Origin of the sequence: Halorubrum sp. Ib24 (genome assembly GCF_002252745.1) — an archaeon.
Taxonomy (GTDB): domain Archaea; phylum Halobacteriota; class Halobacteria; order Halobacteriales; family Haloferacaceae; genus Halorubrum.
Map to the genome: position 1 here is coordinate 1 of NZ_NHOX01000029.1, position 14,981 is coordinate 14,981.

Annotated in this window: 14 protein-coding genes; 8 read left to right on the top strand and 6 right to left on the bottom strand. The window is 71.0% G+C overall.

Features of this window, described 5'->3' with window-relative positions:
* Together DJ82_RS07765 and DJ82_RS07770 are read left to right on the top strand one after the other, a co-directional pair.
* Nucleotides 1-1,216, top strand: a 1,216-nt coding sequence (locus DJ82_RS07765) for an ABC transporter permease (protein WP_241881467.1), incomplete at its 5' end; no start/stop codon positions are given.
* Nucleotides 1,209-2,309, top strand: a complete 1,101-nt coding sequence (locus DJ82_RS07770) for an ABC transporter permease (RefSeq protein WP_094558467.1) — start codon at nucleotides 1,209-1,211, stop codon at nucleotides 2,307-2,309. The genes DJ82_RS07765 and DJ82_RS07770, both read left to right, overlap by 8 nt.
* Before the next feature lie 22 nt (nucleotides 2,310-2,331).
* Here the strand turns inward: DJ82_RS07770 and DJ82_RS07775 are convergent, their stop codons facing one another.
* Entirely contained in the window at nucleotides 2,332-2,655 is a 324-nt protein-coding gene (locus DJ82_RS07775) for a hypothetical protein (protein ID WP_094525607.1), read from the bottom strand.
* A gap of 179 nt (nucleotides 2,656-2,834) precedes the next feature.
* Here DJ82_RS07775 and DJ82_RS07780 point away from each other — a divergent pair, with 179 nt between their 5' ends.
* On the top strand, nucleotides 2,835-4,205 hold the full coding sequence (locus tag DJ82_RS07780) for a geranylgeranyl reductase family protein (protein ID WP_094525605.1): 1,371 nt from the start codon (nucleotides 2,835-2,837) through the stop codon (nucleotides 4,203-4,205).
* 42 nt (nucleotides 4,206-4,247) lie between these two features.
* Here DJ82_RS07780 and DJ82_RS07785 read toward each other — a convergent pair whose 3' ends face one another.
* The 4 genes from DJ82_RS07785 to DJ82_RS07800 all read right to left on the bottom strand — a co-directional run bounded on the left by DJ82_RS07785 (nucleotide 4,248) and on the right by DJ82_RS07800 (nucleotide 6,752).
* Complete coding sequence (locus DJ82_RS07785; RefSeq protein ID WP_094525603.1) at nucleotides 4,248-4,550, bottom strand: hypothetical protein; 303 nt, start codon at nucleotides 4,548-4,550, stop codon at nucleotides 4,248-4,250.
* A 47-nt stretch (nucleotides 4,551-4,597) separates the two neighbouring features.
* Nucleotides 4,598-4,876: a winged helix-turn-helix domain-containing protein gene (locus tag DJ82_RS07790; protein WP_094525601.1), complete on the bottom strand. Its 279-nt coding sequence runs from the start codon at nucleotides 4,874-4,876 to the stop codon at nucleotides 4,598-4,600.
* Between the two features lie 151 nt (nucleotides 4,877-5,027).
* Nucleotides 5,028-6,308 (bottom strand): amidohydrolase, encoded by a 1,281-nt coding sequence (locus DJ82_RS07795; protein ID WP_094558466.1) that lies wholly within the window; start codon nucleotides 6,306-6,308, stop codon nucleotides 5,028-5,030.
* Between the two features lie 111 nt (nucleotides 6,309-6,419).
* On the bottom strand, nucleotides 6,420-6,752 hold the full coding sequence (locus DJ82_RS07800; protein ID WP_094525597.1) for an uS10/mL48 family ribosomal protein: 333 nt from the start codon (nucleotides 6,750-6,752) through the stop codon (nucleotides 6,420-6,422).
* A 160-nt stretch (nucleotides 6,753-6,912) separates the two neighbouring features.
* On the opposite strand from DJ82_RS07800, the gene DJ82_RS07805 reads away from it, so the two are divergent.
* From DJ82_RS07805 to DJ82_RS07815, 3 genes are all read left to right on the top strand, one after another.
* A complete protein-coding gene (locus DJ82_RS07805; RefSeq protein WP_094525596.1) occupies nucleotides 6,913-7,359 on the top strand; it encodes a bis(5'-nucleosyl)-tetraphosphatase in 447 nt (148 codons plus the stop codon).
* A 192-nt stretch (nucleotides 7,360-7,551) separates the two neighbouring features.
* Nucleotides 7,552-8,547, top strand: coding sequence for a DUF5787 family protein (locus DJ82_RS07810; protein WP_094525594.1), 996 nt, complete (start codon nucleotides 7,552-7,554; stop codon nucleotides 8,545-8,547).
* A 21-nt stretch (nucleotides 8,548-8,568) separates the two neighbouring features.
* Nucleotides 8,569-8,778: a hypothetical protein gene (locus DJ82_RS07815; protein WP_094525592.1), complete on the top strand. Its 210-nt coding sequence runs from the start codon at nucleotides 8,569-8,571 to the stop codon at nucleotides 8,776-8,778.
* Between the two features lie 124 nt (nucleotides 8,779-8,902).
* Here DJ82_RS07815 and DJ82_RS07820 read toward each other — a convergent pair whose 3' ends face one another.
* Nucleotides 8,903-11,974 (bottom strand): FAD-binding and (Fe-S)-binding domain-containing protein, encoded by a 3,072-nt coding sequence (locus DJ82_RS07820; protein ID WP_094581501.1) that lies wholly within the window; start codon nucleotides 11,972-11,974, stop codon nucleotides 8,903-8,905.
* Nucleotides 11,975-12,148: 174 nt separating this feature from the next.
* Here DJ82_RS07820 and DJ82_RS07825 point away from each other — a divergent pair, with 174 nt between their 5' ends.
* Both DJ82_RS07825 and DJ82_RS07830 read left to right on the top strand, forming a co-directional pair.
* Nucleotides 12,149-12,697, top strand: a complete 549-nt coding sequence (locus DJ82_RS07825) for an LUD domain-containing protein (RefSeq protein ID WP_094581502.1) — start codon at nucleotides 12,149-12,151, stop codon at nucleotides 12,695-12,697.
* On the top strand, nucleotides 12,690-14,924 hold the full coding sequence (locus DJ82_RS07830) for an LUD domain-containing protein (protein WP_094581503.1): 2,235 nt from the start codon (nucleotides 12,690-12,692) through the stop codon (nucleotides 14,922-14,924). Before DJ82_RS07825 ends, DJ82_RS07830 begins: the two co-directional genes overlap by 8 nt.
* Nucleotides 14,925-14,981 lie beyond the last annotated feature (57 nt).

Below are 14,981 nucleotides of genomic sequence, written 5' to 3' on the forward strand. Positions count from 1 at the left end.
CTCTCGGCTCGTCGACGCGTCAGCGACCGAGCGGATCCTGATCAGCACGGCGGCGCTCGTCCTCTCCGTGCTCATCGGCGCGGTGCTGGTGCTCGTGGCCGGTCGGATGACGACGTGCACCGCCGGCGAGGCGGTGTACTACTTCGGCACCGGGTTCTGCTACGACCCCGTCGTCGTCTTCGACCGCCTCTTCCTCGGAGCGCTCGGCGACCCGTTCAGCGGCAGTTGGTCGCCGAACGGGCAGTTCGCGGTCACGCTCCGGGAGTCGACGCTGCTTCTGTTCACCGGGCTCTCGGTCGCGCTGGCGTTCCGCGCCGGGATCTTCAACATCGGGACGCAGGGACAGATGGTCGTCGGCGCGCTGGCGACCGCGCTCGGCGTCCTCTGGGCGTCGTCGCTCGTGTCGGGGACCCTCGGCACCGTCGTGTTGATCCCGTTCGGGCTTCTCGTCGGCGCGGTGTTCGGCGGACTCTACGGCGCGGTTCCGGGCCTGCTGAAGGCGTACGCCGACGCCAACGAGGTGATCACGACGATCATGCTCAACTTCATCGCGACCGGGGTCGCGCTGTATCTGGTCAGCGGGATCTTCAAGGACCCGAACAGCGCCGCGAACCAGACCGTGCCGCTGCCGGAGTTCGCGCAGTTCCCGGCCCTGCTGTTCGGCGGCCGCCAGGACTTCTCGATCGTCGCGCTGCTGTTCGGGCTCCTCGCCGTCGGCGCGCTGTACTACGTCCTCGAACACACGGCCTTCGGGTACGACGTCCGGACGAGCGGCGTCCAGCCCGAGGCGGCCGAGTACGGCGGCGTCGACGCCAAGCGCACCGTCGTCGCGAGCCTGACGCTCTCCGGCGCGCTCGGCGGCATCGCCGGCGCGATGTACGTGATGATGGTGCTCGGAACGTTCCAGACGGGGATCCCCGCCTACGGCTTCGACGGGATCACCGTCTCGATCCTCGCCGGAAACAACCCGCTCGGCGTCGGCATCGCCGCGCTGCTGTTCGGCGTGCTGAAGAGCGGGACGACGGTCGTCCAGTTCGCGACCGACGTTCCGCCACAGCTCGTGGGGGTCCTCCGCGGGCTCATTATCCTGTTCGTGGCGATGCCGGAGTTCTTCCGGCTTCTGGCCCGCGGGCTGCCGGGCGCGGGATCGAAGCCGAAGGCGGTCGCGACCGACGGCGGCACCGACGGCGACCGGGGGGGTGAGGCCGATGAGTGACGCGCCCGCGGACCGCACCGACTCCGGGACCGCCGCCGGGAAGGCCGAGGGAGCGGGCTTCCTCGACCGCTACACGACGCGGGCGCTCGTCGCCGGCGTGACGGTCGCCGCGGTCGTCGCGCTTTTGCTCGCCGGGCTGCTGTTCCCGGACTCGATCGCCGGGACGCTCTCGGACGCGCTCACGAGCCGGAACACGCTCGCGGCGGCGCTGCGGCTCTCCGTGCCCATCGCGTTCGCCGCCCTCGGCGGGATCTTCGCCGAGAAGTCGGGCGTGATCAACATCGGGCTGGAGGGGCTCCTGATCATCTCGGCGTTCAGCGCCATCTACGTCGCCGACCTCACCGGCGGGGTCTGGGTCGGCTTCGCCGGCGGGGTGGTCGCGAGCACGCTGCTCGCGGCGCTGTTCGCCGTCGTGACGATCGGGTTCCGCGCGGACCAGATCATCGCCGGGCTCGCGGTCTGGCTCATCGCGCTGGGGCTCGCCCCGTTCGCCTCGCAGGTGATCTACGGCAGCCCGAACACGCCGACCGTGGCGACGTCGCCGTCGATCACGGTGCCGGTGCTCGCCGACATCCCGTTCTTCGGCGCGCTCTTCTCGGCCTCGCCGTCGGTGTACATGCTGTTCGCCGCCGTCTTCGGCTCGTGGTACGTCTTCGAGCGGACGGCGTTCGGCCGGTGGATCCGCGCGAGCGGCGAGAACCCGAAGGCGCTCGACACCGCGGGCGTGAGCGTCACCCGCGTCCGGTACGCGGCGGTGCTGATCTCGGGCGTGCTCGCGGGAATGGGCGGCGCGGCGCTGTCGCTCGACCTCGGCCAGTTCACCGGCAACGGCCCGACGATGGTCAACGGGAAGGGGTTCATCGCCATCGTGGCGTACCTGTTCGGGAACTACAACCCGGTCGGGGCGTTCCTCTCGACGATGCTGTTCGCCGGGCTCGACGCGGTCCAGACCGTGCTCCAACTCCAGGGGATCGGGATCCCCCGCCAGCTCATCCGGATCACCCCGTTCGTGGTGGTCATCCTCGTCCTCGCCTTGGTCGGTCGGACGCGGCTCCCGGAGGCGGCCGGCGAGCACTACGAGACGGAGGAGTGAGGCCGGCGTCGCGGTCCGCGGGTCACTCCCTTTCGGCGCGGTCGCGGATCGCGCTCGCCGCCTCGCTGACGGAAAGCTCCTCGAGCTCCGCGAACGGGAGGTCGACCCCGTCCACGTTGACCCCTTCGAGTCGTGCGATCTCGGCGACCTGGTCGGGAGAGTCGAGCGCCGCGATCGTCTCCTCGACCGACTCGGTCGACCGGCCGTACCACGAGGCGAGTTCGCCCGCCCCGATTCCCTCGTCGTACGCGACGGTGAGCATCGTCGCGGCGGTCGTCTCCCCCTCGCGGACCTCCGGGAGCCACTCCCGGAGCCGGTCCGTGTCGACGTGGTCGAGTCCGGTCATAACCGGCTTCAGGGGCGCACGTCCGTTAAAAACGAGGGCCGGACGGGGGAGCGCCGCTCACCGGGAGCGGTCCCGATCGCGATCCGCCACCGAGCGTCGGCTCCCGTCCCTCGTGTCGGTTCCGAGGGGACCGAATCGGGAACAAAGAGTTTTGCCACCGGGGGAACGACCCACGTGACATGACCATCGACGAGTACGACGTCGTCGTGGCCGGCGCCGGGACCGCCGGCTGTTACGCCGCTGCGACGATCGCGAACGAGGGGCTCGACGTCGTCATCGTCGAGCGGAAAGACGAGGAAGAGGCGGGCCACATCGCCTGCGGCGACGCCCTGAAGGGCGCCGACGCCTTCCCGGAAGCCATCCCGAAAGAGCGGCTCGAACCGGCGTTCACGAACACCGGCGTCGACCACGGCCGGTTCGAGATCCCGCAGGAGGACACGGTCCTCGAGATCCCCGTGCCCGGCGAGCTGGCGGTCATCGACCGCTGGGAGTACGGCCGCCGGATCATCGCGGGCGCCGAGGACGCGGGCGTGGAGTTCCACTACGACACCGTGATCAACGACGTGGTTCAGGCCGTCGACGGGCGGGTCACGGGACTACGCGCGAAGCGGGCGGGCGAGCCCGTCACCTACGAGGCCGACCTCGTGATCGACGGCGCCGGGTCGCTGTCGCTGCTCCAAGACAAGGCGGACTTCGAGGGGACGACGTTCGACACCAACGTGCGCTACTCGCAGTTCTGCTCCGCGTACCGCGAGATCGTCGAGGTGCCGGAGCCGGTCGAGTGGGACGACGCACTCGTCTTCAAGGCGACCGACCGCGCCGCCGGCTACCTCTGGTACTTCCCGCGGACCAGCACCGAGATCAACGCCGGGCTGGGGTTCCAGATGAACGAGGAGCCGATGCAGCTCGTCGAGGCGCTGAAGCGCGACCTCCGGGACCGCCCCGAGTTCGAGGGCGCCGAGGTCCGCGATAAGCTCGGCGCCGCGCTCCCGACCCGCCGCCCGTACGACTCGGCGGTCGCGCCGGGGTACATGGCGGTCGGCGACGCCGCGGGCCACGTCAACCCGACGACCGGCGGCGGCATCGCCGGGGCGGCGTACGCGGGCAAGTACGCCGGCGAACAGGCCGTGAAGGCGGTCTCCGACGGCGACGTCAGCGAGGAGAACCTCTGGCGGTACAACACCCGCGTGATGGACCACTTCGGCGGGCGCTACGCCGGGCTCGACGTGTACAACGTGCTCTCGACCGCGGTCGACGTGGACGACCTCATGGGGCTGCTCGCCGCCCTCCCGGGCGAGAAGCTCGCGGAGGCGCTGTACGAGGGCTCCACGTCGATGTCGTTCGGGCTGAAGCTGAAGGCCGCCGTCAAGAGCTTCGGCTACTGGGGGACGATACGGAACTTCTACCAGACGAAGTCGCTCGCGGACGAGCTGCTCGCGCATTACGAGTCGTACCCGACCAGCCCGGCGGCGATGGCGAACTGGACCGGCGAGCGCGACGCGATCATGGACCGGATCTACGAGACGACCGGCGCCGACGCGAAGTACTGAGCGGGCCGGTCGACCGGCCGGTACCCCTCCGAGGCCGCGCGTTCAGTCCCACGTCACCCACATCAGAAACGCCAGCGCGACCGTCTGGAACACGTGGACGACGACGTTCGCCCGCCACGCGAGCGACGGCATGTCGGTCGCGAACCACCCGGCCAACACGGGGTGATACAGGTAGAAGTACAGCGACAGCGCGTTCTGCGCCAACAGCACGGCGCCGAACGCCGCGAGGCCGATCGAGTGCTTCGAGCGGAACGCGAGGTAGTTCCGCGCCCACACCCACGTGAGCGCGGACAGCATCGCGACGTTGACGGCGACGCTGACGCGCGCGACGTCGACCCACTCCATCGCTCACACCCCGGGCGCGCCGTCGCGGTCGCGAGGGGTCGTCGCAGTCATACCGGGAGCCCGTCGGCGATCTCCTCGACGAGGTCCCAGTGCCGCCGGGTTCCCTCGGTCGGGTAGTACACCGTGCCGTAGCCGTCGCCCGTGCGCTCGACGACGTCGTGCTCGCGGAGCACGTCGAGGTGGTGCCGCACCGTCGTGTAGTCCAGGTCGAGGTGCTCGGCCAGCTGGTTCGCGTTCCGCGGCCGGTCGTCGATCGCCGTGAGTATCCGGACCCTGTTCGGGCCGCCGCGGGTGCCGGTGAGCACGTACCAGAGGGCGGCCTCCATGCCTCGAACGAGGGGTTCGCGGCGCCTAAACCTACCGCCGGAGGAAGCGATCGCACCCGGTGCGAGCCGCTCACGTCGGCGATCGCGGCAGCGGTCGCGGCGACGAGCGCGGCCGGTCGCGACCGTCACGCGTCGGCGCGCCGCGTCGGCCTCACGGACGCGTCTCGGCGACCCGCAGGATCGCCCCGCTCAGCACGTCGATGCCGATCGCGATGTCGCCCTCGACCACGTCGAAGGTGCTCGTGTGGTGGCCGCCCGGATGGTCGGTGCCGACGCCGACGTAGCAGGCGAGCCCGCCGTTCTCCTGAACCGCCTGCATCAGGTAGGTGGCGTCCTCGGAGCCGCCGAGGTCGTCGCTGTCGACGACGCTCGTGACGCCCGCGGTCTCGCCGGCGACCCCGCCGACGATCCCGGCGAGCGCGTCGTCGCTGGTCGCGCTCGGGGCCTCTCCCTTCGTCGCCACGTCGACCTCGCAGTCGTGCATCGCGGCGGCAGACTCCAGGATCCGATCGGCGTGGTCGGACATGTACGCGGCCAATTCCGTCGTCGCGCCCCGGAGCTCCCCCTCGACGTACGACTCCTCGGGGATGATGTTCGTCGCGGTGCCGCCGCCGACGAGCCCGGCGTTCACCCGGGTCGGACCGTCGGCGTGGCGGGGGATCGCGTAGAGGTTCTGGACCGCCGCCGCCATCGCCTGGACGGCGTTGCGTCCCTGCTCCGGTCGCGCGCCGGCGTGGGCCGGCGCCCCGGTGAACTCGGCGAGGAAGTGCCGGACCGCGAGGAAGCCGTCGACGCCGCAGACGACCTCGCCGGAGGGGTGATCCAGGCCGACGTGGACCGCGTACAGGTAGTCGACGTCGTCGAGGTGGCCGGACTCGGCCATCGGCTTCCCCCCGGCCACCTGCTCCTCGCCGGGCTGGAAGAACACCTTCAGCGTGCCCGCGAAGTCGGAGTCGAGCACCGCGTCGAGCGTCCCGAGCCCCATCGTCGCGTGGGCGTCGTGGCCGCAGGCGTGCATGAACCCCTCGCGCTCCGAGCGGAACCCCTCGGCGACGGGGGCGTGGTCGGCGTCCTCGGACTCGCGGATCGGCAGCGCGTCGATGTCGACGCGGAGCCCGATCACGGGACCGTCGCCGCGCTCGACGACGGCGACGCAGCCGGTGTACCCCCCGGAGAGCTCGTCGACGACGTCGGGGTCGGCGCCGGCGTCGCGGGCGCGCTGCTCCCACGCGGCGAGCTCGTCGTCGTCGGGGACGTTCATGCGGTTTTCGGTCGCGAGAGCGTCGCGGCCGACGTGCAGCTCGGTCAGGTCTCGTTGCCTGAGCTCCTCGACGATCCGGGCGGTGGTGTAGAACTCGCGCCACGCGGGCTCGGGGTGGCGGTGGAGGTCGCGGCGGAACTCGCGGTAGGCGTCGGATTCGAGCGCGCTCATGGGCGTGTGTGGCCTCGCGCGGGCTTAAAAGATCGCGTGGCGGAACCGACGGGCCGCGGCCGTCGCGGTCGCCGACGAGGACCGAACCGCGAGGCCGCCGCCCGTATAAAATCAGTCCCGGCGGTGGCCGAGCGGCTTCTTCTGGTCGACCTCGACCTCGACGTGGATCGAGTCGGGGAAGTCGCGGCCGACAACCTCGCGAGCGACGTCGTCGGCGCCGTGGATCTCCATCGAGCGCTTGTACACCGAGTAGCTCCACGGCGAGAACTCGTCGCCGGCGCGGAGCTGTTTATACAGCGGGACACGGACGGTCTCGGCGGGCGTGGCGTGCGGGCCCTTACACTCCGCGCCCTTGCGTTCGAGCGTCGACTTGAGGTCCGCCACCGTCTCGGCGAGCACGTCGCGGTCGCCGGAGGCGAAGGAGAGTTTCGTGACGAATGTCATGGCTGGGGGTCGTCAGTGCATCGTCGGCGGAGGGGTAAAAGCGCATCTACCCGCGGAGCCCGGGACCGACGGCGGTCGGCCCCGACCGGCCGCTCCGACGCCCGCCGCGGCGTTCGCGAGTCCGACACGCTCTTTAAGGGTGCTTGCTTACCTGACGCTAATGACGGTCGAAGCGACCAGTGCCGGAGCCATCCTCTTCCGCGACACCCGCGGCGAACGGGAGTACCTCCTCCTGAAGAGCCGACCGGGGGACTGGGAGTTCCCCAAAGGCGGGGTCGAGGGGGACGAGGAGCTCCAGCAGACGGCGATCAGGGAGGTGTCGGAGGAGGCCGGAATCGAGGATTTCCGGCTGATCGACGGCTTCCGCAAGGAGTACGACTACGTGTTCGAGGCGAACGGTAACACCATCCACAAGACGGTTCACCTGTTCATCGCGCGCTCGTTCGAGGCGAGCGCCGAGATCTCGAACGAGCACCGAGACCTGCAGTGGCGCGACTACGACCAGGCGCTCAACACGATCACCCAGAACGGGCCCCGCGAGATCCTCGAGGACGCTCACGACTACCTCGACGAGCGGAAGGACGACGAGACCGGCGACTACGTCTAAACGGTTCCGCCGCACTGGGGCGCGTCTAAGCGGTTCCGCCGCACTGGGGCGCGTCTAAGCGGTTCCGCCGCACTGGGGCGCGTCTAAGCGGTTCCGCCGCATCGAGGCCGTCGACCCCGTCCGAGCGGGCGACCGACGCCAGAGCGATAACGCGGGCGGTTCGCTTTTAACTGGTGCCGCACTACCGAAGTCGTGACTCCGGACGCCGAATTCGGCTACGAGCTCCTCGTCTGTCGGTACGCCGAGCTGGCGTGGCACCCGAGCGGCGGCCCGCGACCCGCGATCGTCGCCCGGCAGCTCGGCACGAAGGAGCGCCGCTGGGACACGGTCGTGATCGAGGTCGACCCCGCCGCGTTCGCGGCTCGGCGCGCCTTCGGCGAGCGGGCCATTGACTCCGACCTCCTCCACGTCGTCCGCCACGCGCCGGCGGAGTGGTCGTGGTACCGCGACGCGCTCCCGCACCCCGGCTACCCGTGGCGTTACGTCCGGCGGGCGGTCCACCGCGCCGCGGGCCGCGACCTGATCGAAAAACGCCGGCGGAACAACCGGATCCAGCTCCGCCGGAAGCGGCCGTACCCGGACTGGGTCGACCGGATCGTCGCGGTCGAGAACAAGCCCGACTTGGACCGCTCGGCGGCCGACCGGCTCGCCGACCAGCTCGCCCACGACGTCGACACCGCCCTCGCCGACGAGGCGTGGCTCGCGACCGAGACGACGGGCGAGCGCGTCGAGCCCGCGCTGCTCCGCGAGATGCCGGTCGAGGCCGGGATCCTCGCGACCGACTTCTCCGACGGCGTCCGCGCCGACGCGGCGAGCGTGGCGTGGCACCCGAGCGACCTCGCGCCCGCAGGCGACGAGCGTCGCGACCCCGAGACGGAGACCCTCCGCGTGGAGATCGCCGAGCGCGCCTACGGGAAGGGGTGGCGCTCGTACCACGAGACGATGCGCCCGGACTGCCGCCACTTCGAGCTCCGCCGCGAGGGGCGGTCGCTCGTCCCGCACTGCGCCGCGAAAGAGAAGGTTCCGACCGCGCGGGAGTGTTCGGGCTCCTGCCCGGAGTTCTCGCCCGAACCGCCCCAGTGGCGAACGAGGGGGTGGCCTATCGAAGGCGGTCCCGGGAAGGGGTTCAAGCGGGTGCTAGGGCGACGTCGCGAGCGCGAGCGGGACCGCGTCGAAAGCGTTGAGTGAGCGGCGGCGCCAGCCGGGTGTATGCGGTTCCCGAGCCCCTCGCTCCCCGAGTACGCGCTCAACACGGCGGTCGTGGTCCTCACGCTGGCCGTCCTCCAGTACACCGGGTGGCTCTCCGACGACCCTGCCGGACTCGATCCGGCGTTTCTCGCGGTGGTCGCGGTGACGTTCCCGGCGTTCTCGTACCTGATCGCCCTCGTCACGGCGAACGTGCGCTCGAACGCGGGGTGAGGCGCGTCGAGACCGACCGAGCCGCCCGCGGGCGCCCCGTATCCACCGGCGAGGGCAACGCTGCAGCCGAGCTTGACGCCGCCGTAGCCCACGTCGACGCGACCACCACCGACGCCGGCGCCGCTTACGCCAGCGCGGCCGCGAGCTTCTCCACCGGGTGCGGCGGCTCCGGGGCGCCGGCGTCGCGCTCCTTCAGCTGCGTCCGGCACGAGGCGCCGGGGGCGACGACCGCGTCGCCGTCGCTCTCCGCGACCTGGTCGAAGAGGATCCGGCCGATCGCCTTGCTCATCGAGTAGTGCTCGGCCTCGTAGCCGAACGAGCCCGCCATCCCGCAACAGGAGGAGTCCAAGGGGTCGACGCCGTAGCCCGCGCGGCGGAGCACGCCGACCGCGTGGTGGTCCTTCTTCGTCGCCTTCTGGTGGCAGTGGCCGTGGTACGTGAGCGACTCCGTGGGGGCGTCGAGGTCGATCGCCTCGTCGAGCCGGTGGGCGTCGACGTACTCCATGACGCCGTAGGTGTTCTCCGAGACGGTCGTCACGTCGGCGTCCGGCACGTCGCTGGCGTCGCCGTCGAGCAGGTCGTGGTAGTCGGACTGGAGCATCACGGCGTCGGTCGGCTCCACGACGACCACGTCGCGGCCGTCGCTGACCTCGGGCGCGAGCGTCTCCACGGCGTCTCTCGCCGCCGCGCGCGACTCGTCGAGCATCCCCTTCGAGTGCGGCGGGCGCCCGCTCCCGTCGACGTCCGGGATCTCGACGTGGCAGTTCGCGGCCTCCAACACCCGGACCGCGGCCTTCCCGGCGCCGGGGTTCGTGTAGGTGGTGTACACGTCGGGGAACAGGAGGACCTCGCGGTCGGCCTCGTCGCGGGGAACGCCGGCGCCGCCGCGGGCCTCGAACCAGTCCGTCAGCGTCTCAGAGCGGAACGTCGGCAGGTCGCGCTCCTTCGCGATTCCCAGGGCCTTCTCCATGACGAGACCGGCGCCGGGAATCTTCCCCGGGAGGTTCGAGAGCGGCGCGAGCTTCGAGCCGAGCGGCGCGAGCGACTCGAAGTTGCCGAGCAGTCGTGTCCGCAGGTCGATCCCGTGCTCCTCGTGGTGGGCGTGCTCGACCTCGGCCTTCAGCTTCGCCATGTCGACGCCGCTCGGGCAGTCCACCTTACACCCCTTACAGCCGACGCAGAGGTCCATCACCTCCGTGACGAACTCGTCGCCGGTGGGGTCGTCGGGCAGATCCCCCGAGATGGCGCCCCGAAGCATGTTCGCTCGGCCGCGAGTCGCTTGGATCTCCTCCTCCGAGGCGCGGTACGTCGGACACATCACCCCGCCGGTCGTCTCCTGTGGCCCCCGACAGCCGCCGCAGCCGTGACAGAGCTCGACCATCCCCTGCATCCCGTTGTCGATGGCCCACTCCATCGCGGGGTCGAAGCCGGCGTCGTAGTCGTACTCCGAGTCGAACCGGAGGTTCTCGCTCATGTCGAAGTCGCCGCAGACGTTCCCGGGGTTGAGCAGCCAGTCGGGGTCGAACGCGGTCTTGAGGTCGCGGAACGACCCCCAGAGCTCGTCGCCGTACAGCTTCCGGTTCCACTGGGTCCGAGCGTGCCCGTCCCCGTGCTCGCCGGAGACCGACCCGCCGAGCCGGACCACGGCGTCGGTGACGCGGTCGGCGATGTCGACCATCGCCTCGACGTCGTCGACCTCCTTCGTGTTGATCAGCGGCCGGATGTGGAGCACGCCGGGGCCGGCGTGCGCGTAGAACGTCGCGAACGTGCCGTTGTCCTCGAGGATCTCCTGGAACTCGCGGGTGTACTCGGGGAGGTGCTCCGGCGGGATCGCGCAGTCCTCGATGAAGGAGATGTGCTTCTCGTCGGTGGTCCGCGAGAGGAGGATCGGGAGCCCGGACTTGCGCATCTTCCAGAACCGGTCGCGCTGCTCGGCGTCGTGCGCCTCCATCGCGTGGACCGCGCGGCGCGGCTGGCTCGTCACGTCGGCGGCGCCCTCGCTCGGGTGCGACTCCGTCTCGGGCCGGGGACGGTCGTCGGTCGCGCCCACCCGGTCGGCGACGAGGTCCGCGACCTTCTGCTTCCCGTCCGCGTCGCCCTCGGCGTAGAACTCGACGAGGAGGACGGAGCTCGTCCCCTCGGGCAGCATCCCGACGACATCGGCGAACTCCGGCGTGTCGGCGGCGAGCCCCAGCAGGACGTCGTCCATCACCTCGACGGCGGCGGGGTCGTGCGCTAAGATCGGCGCCACGTCCTCCATCGCGTCGAGGAGGTCGTCGTACGTCAGCAGCGCGACCGCCTTCGTGTGGGGGATCTCGACGAGCGAGACCGTCGCCTCGGTGACGGTCGCGAGCGTCCCCTCGCTGCCGGCCATGAGCCGAGCGAGGTTGACGACGCCCGCCTCGCCGTACTCGCCGCGGTGCTCGGCGAGCAGCCGATCGAGGTTGTAGCCGGAGACGTTCCGCTTCATCTCGGGGTAGCGCTCGTCGATCTCGTCGGCCTCCTCGTCGAGGATCCGGACGATTTCGGCGTGGATCCGCGGGAGGAGCGCGTCGGCGTCGGCGTCGGCGGACTCGCGGAGGTCGTCGACGGCGACCTCGCCGAAGGTCGTCACCGTCCCGTCCGCGAGCACGACCTCGGCCTCCTCGACGTAGTGGTCCGTCTTCCCGTACTTCAGCGAGTGCGAACCGGTGGAGTTGTTACCGATCGCGCCGCCGACCGCGGACTTGTCGCGCCACGCCGGGTCGGGCGCGAACTTCAGCCCGTGCGGCTCGACCGCCGCGTTGAGGTCGCCTACGTACGCCCCCGCCTGGACCCGGGCCGTCGCCGCGTCCGGGTCGGTCGAGAGCACGGAGTCCATCGAGTCCGTGAGATCGAGGACGACCGCCTCGTTCACGGTCTGCCCGGCGAGCGACGTGCCGCCGCCCCGCGGTAGCACGGGGATCCCCTCGGCGAAGCAGTACTCCTGGACCGCCGCCACGTCCGCGGTCGATTCGGGCATCACGACGCCGATGGGCGTCACCTCGTACGCCGAGGCGTCGGTCGCGTAGAGCCGCTTCGAGTAGTCGTCGAACCGCACGTCACCGTCGACTCGGCGTTCGAGCGCGGCCACGAGCTCCGGACGCTCGGTCTCGCCCCCGGTGTAGTCGAAGTCCCCCCCGTCCCGCGGGTCCGGGTCCGGCGTGTTAGTTGCCATGAGAAACCTTCACGGTCGAACTATGAAAAATCCCCTGACCCCGCAGAGCAGACGGGAACCAGAACCGGTCGGGAGCGCGAGCGCCCGCCGCGGCGAGCGGCGGGGCGGCCGCCGGAATCACCGACGCGCGGGAGCCGGCGGAACACCCATATATATCCCGTTGAATAATGACGTATGTCAGTCGCCGACCGCTCGACGTTCAAGCGTCGTCTCGACTCCCTCGGCGTGATCGTGACCGAGGGGACCGAGAGCGAATGCGCGGAACTGATCGACGAGGCCGCCGGCGACCCGGCGGTCGGGGTCGATCTCGACGCCGGCTCCCTTCCGGACCGGATCGAGACGGACCCGACCACGGCCGAGTTCCGCGCGGCCCACACCGGCGTCACCGACGCGTCGCTCGGGGTCGCCGCGTACGGGAGCGTCGCGATCGAGGCCGACGCCGCCGGCACGGAACCGGTGAGCCTCTTCGTCGACCGCCACGTCGTCGTCCTCCGCGAGGCCGATCTCGTCCCGGACATGCCCGACGCGTTCGAGTGGCTCGGCCCGAAGGCGCGCGACGAGTCGGTCGACGTGGTGTTCGCGACCGCCCCGAGCGCGACCGCCGATATGGGCGGGCTCGTCCACGGCGCACACGGACCGAAGGAGGTGCACGTGGTGCTGTTGCGGGAGGGCGACGCCGGCGGACGCGACTCCGTGTCGTCGGAGGTGACCGCCGATGAGTAGCGACGCGGCCAAGGGGGACCGCATCCGCGAGCTGATGGCGACCGAGGGCGACGCGGTCGCCGAGAACACCCGCGGGTTCAATCGGGGACGGTACGAGTCGACGGGGCGGCTCGACGACTACGAGGAGCTGAAGGCGGAGGCCCGCGAGATCAAGGAGGACGCGATCGCTCGGCTCCCGGAGCTGATCGACGAGGTGAAAGCGTCCGTCGAGGCCAACGGCGGCACCGTCTACGTCGCCGACGGCGCGGCGGACGCGAACCGGTACGTCACCGAGCTGACCGCCGAGGAGCGCGACGCCGACCGCCTCGTGAAGTCGAAGTCGATGACCTCCGAGGAGATCGAGGTGAACGAGGCGCTTGAGGCCGAGGGCGTGGAGGTGATCGAGACGGACCTCGGCGAGTGGGTGCTCCAGCTCGCCGACGAGGCGCCCTCGCACATCGTCGCGCCGGCGATCCACAAGTCCCGCGAGGGGATCTCGGAGCTGTTCGCGGAGCGGTTCGACCTCGACGACCCGCCGGAGACCGCCGAGGAGCTCACGATGTTCGCCCGCGAGCGGCTCGGCGAGCTGGTCGAGGGCGCCGACGTGGGGATGACGGGAGCGAACTTCGTCGCCGCCGACTCCGGCACCATGCTGCTCGTCACCAGCGAGGGCAACGCCCGGAAGACGGTGAGCGCGACGGACACCCACGTCGCCGTCGCGGGCGTCGAGAAGCTCGTCCCGACCGTCGAGGACTTCTCGCCGTTCGTCGAGCTCATCGGCCGCTCCGGGACCGGGCAGGACGTGACCTCGTACATCTCCACGCTGACCCCGCCCGTCGACTCGCCGGTGCCGGACTTCGAGAGCGACGACGAGCCCCTCGCCGACGGCTCGGGCGACGACCGCGACTTCCACCTCGTGCTCATCGACAACGGCCGGATGGAGATGCGCGAGGACGAGCAGCTGAAGGAGACCCTGTACTGCATCCGGTGTTCCGCCTGCTCGAACGCCTGCGGGAACTTCCAGAGCGTCGGGGGCCACGCCTTCGGCGGCGAGACCTACTCCGGCGGCATCGCGACCGGGTGGGAGGCCGGCATCGAGGGGCTCGACGTCGCCGCCGAGTTCAACGACCTCTGTACCGGCTGCTCGCGGTGCGTCCCGGCGTGTCCGGTCGGGATCGACATCCCGTGGATCAACACGGTCGTCCGCGACCGCATCAACCGCGGCGAGGCCGACCCGGGCCAGACGGACTGGATGTTCGAGGAGCTGGTCCCGGACGAGGAGCCGGCCGGGCTCGACCTGGCCACCCGCCTCGTCGGCAACTACGAGACGCTGGCGAAGTGGGGGAGCCGGACCGCGCCGGTCGCGAACCGGCTCTCGGACGCGGGGCCGCTCCGTGCGCTCGCCGAGCGGGTCGCCGGGATCGACCGCCGCCGCGACCTCCCCGAGTTCGCGAGCGAGCCCCTCGTCGACTGGTTCGCGGCCCGCGGCGGCGCCCGGGTGCCGGCGGCCGAGGCCGAGCGCGAGGCCGTGCTCTACCCCGACACGGCGACGAACTACGTCGACGTCGACCGCGGGAAGGCGGCCGTGCGCGCGCTGGAGGCGCTCGGCGTCCACGTGCGGGTCCCGGACCTCCCGGGGAGCGGCCGCCCGCCGCTCTCGCAGGGGATGATCGCGACGGCGGAGTCGGCCGCCGAGGACGTGTACGCCGGGCTCGCGACTCACGTCGACGCCGGCCGCGACGTGGTCGTGATCGAGCCGAGCGACCTCGCGATGTTCCGGAGCGAGTACGAGAAGTTCCTCCCGGAGACCTCCCACGAGCGGCTCGCCGCGGCCAGCTACGACGTGATGGAGTACGTCTTCGGCCTGCTGGAGAACGGCGGGGACCCGGCCGCCCTGCGCGCGCCGGTCGAGGGCACCGGCCCGGTGGCGGCCGGCAAGCGCGTCGCCTACCACCCGCACTGTCAGGCGCGGACGATCGGCGTGGGCGAGCACGCCACCGCGGTGATGGAGGCGCTCGGCTACGACGTGCGCGTCTCCGACACCGAGTGCTGCGGGATGGCCGGCTCGTTCGGCTACAAGAACGACTACTACGAGCTGAGCATGGACGTTGGCGAGCCTATCCGCGAGCAGTTCGGCGACACCGACCGCACCGTCGTCGCCGCCGGCACCTCCTGTACCGAGCAGATCGACGCGCTGCTCGGCGACGCGCCGATGCACCCCGTGGAGCTAGTCGCGCCGCGGGAGTGACCGGCCGGGACGGGCGGTCGGGGTCGTCGCCGACGTTCACCGAACCTCGCTGGCCCT

Coding starts and splice junctions, on each gene's coding strand:
- DJ82_RS07820 (WP_094581501.1), bottom strand. CDS start 11,974: ATGGCAACTAACACGCCGGACCCGGACCCGCGGGACGGGGGGGACTTC.
- DJ82_RS07790 (WP_094525601.1), bottom strand. CDS start 4,876: ATGGAGGCCGCCCTCTGGTACGTGCTCACCGGCACCCGCGGCGGCCCG.
- DJ82_RS07830 (WP_094581503.1), top strand. CDS start 12,690: ATGAGTAGCGACGCGGCCAAGGGGGACCGCATCCGCGAGCTGATGGCG.
- DJ82_RS07795 (WP_094558466.1), bottom strand. CDS start 6,308: ATGAGCGCGCTCGAATCCGACGCCTACCGCGAGTTCCGCCGCGACCTC.
- DJ82_RS07770 (WP_094558467.1), top strand. CDS start 1,209: ATGAGTGACGCGCCCGCGGACCGCACCGACTCCGGGACCGCCGCCGGG.
- DJ82_RS07785 (WP_094525603.1), bottom strand. CDS start 4,550: ATGGAGTGGGTCGACGTCGCGCGCGTCAGCGTCGCCGTCAACGTCGCG.
- DJ82_RS07815 (WP_094525592.1), top strand. CDS start 8,569: ATGCGGTTCCCGAGCCCCTCGCTCCCCGAGTACGCGCTCAACACGGCG.
- DJ82_RS07775 (WP_094525607.1), bottom strand. CDS start 2,655: ATGACCGGACTCGACCACGTCGACACGGACCGGCTCCGGGAGTGGCTC.
- DJ82_RS07805 (WP_094525596.1), top strand. CDS start 6,913: ATGACGGTCGAAGCGACCAGTGCCGGAGCCATCCTCTTCCGCGACACC.
- DJ82_RS07825 (WP_094581502.1), top strand. CDS start 12,149: ATGTCAGTCGCCGACCGCTCGACGTTCAAGCGTCGTCTCGACTCCCTC.
- DJ82_RS07800 (WP_094525597.1), bottom strand. CDS start 6,752: ATGACATTCGTCACGAAACTCTCCTTCGCCTCCGGCGACCGCGACGTG.
- DJ82_RS07780 (WP_094525605.1), top strand. CDS start 2,835: ATGACCATCGACGAGTACGACGTCGTCGTGGCCGGCGCCGGGACCGCC.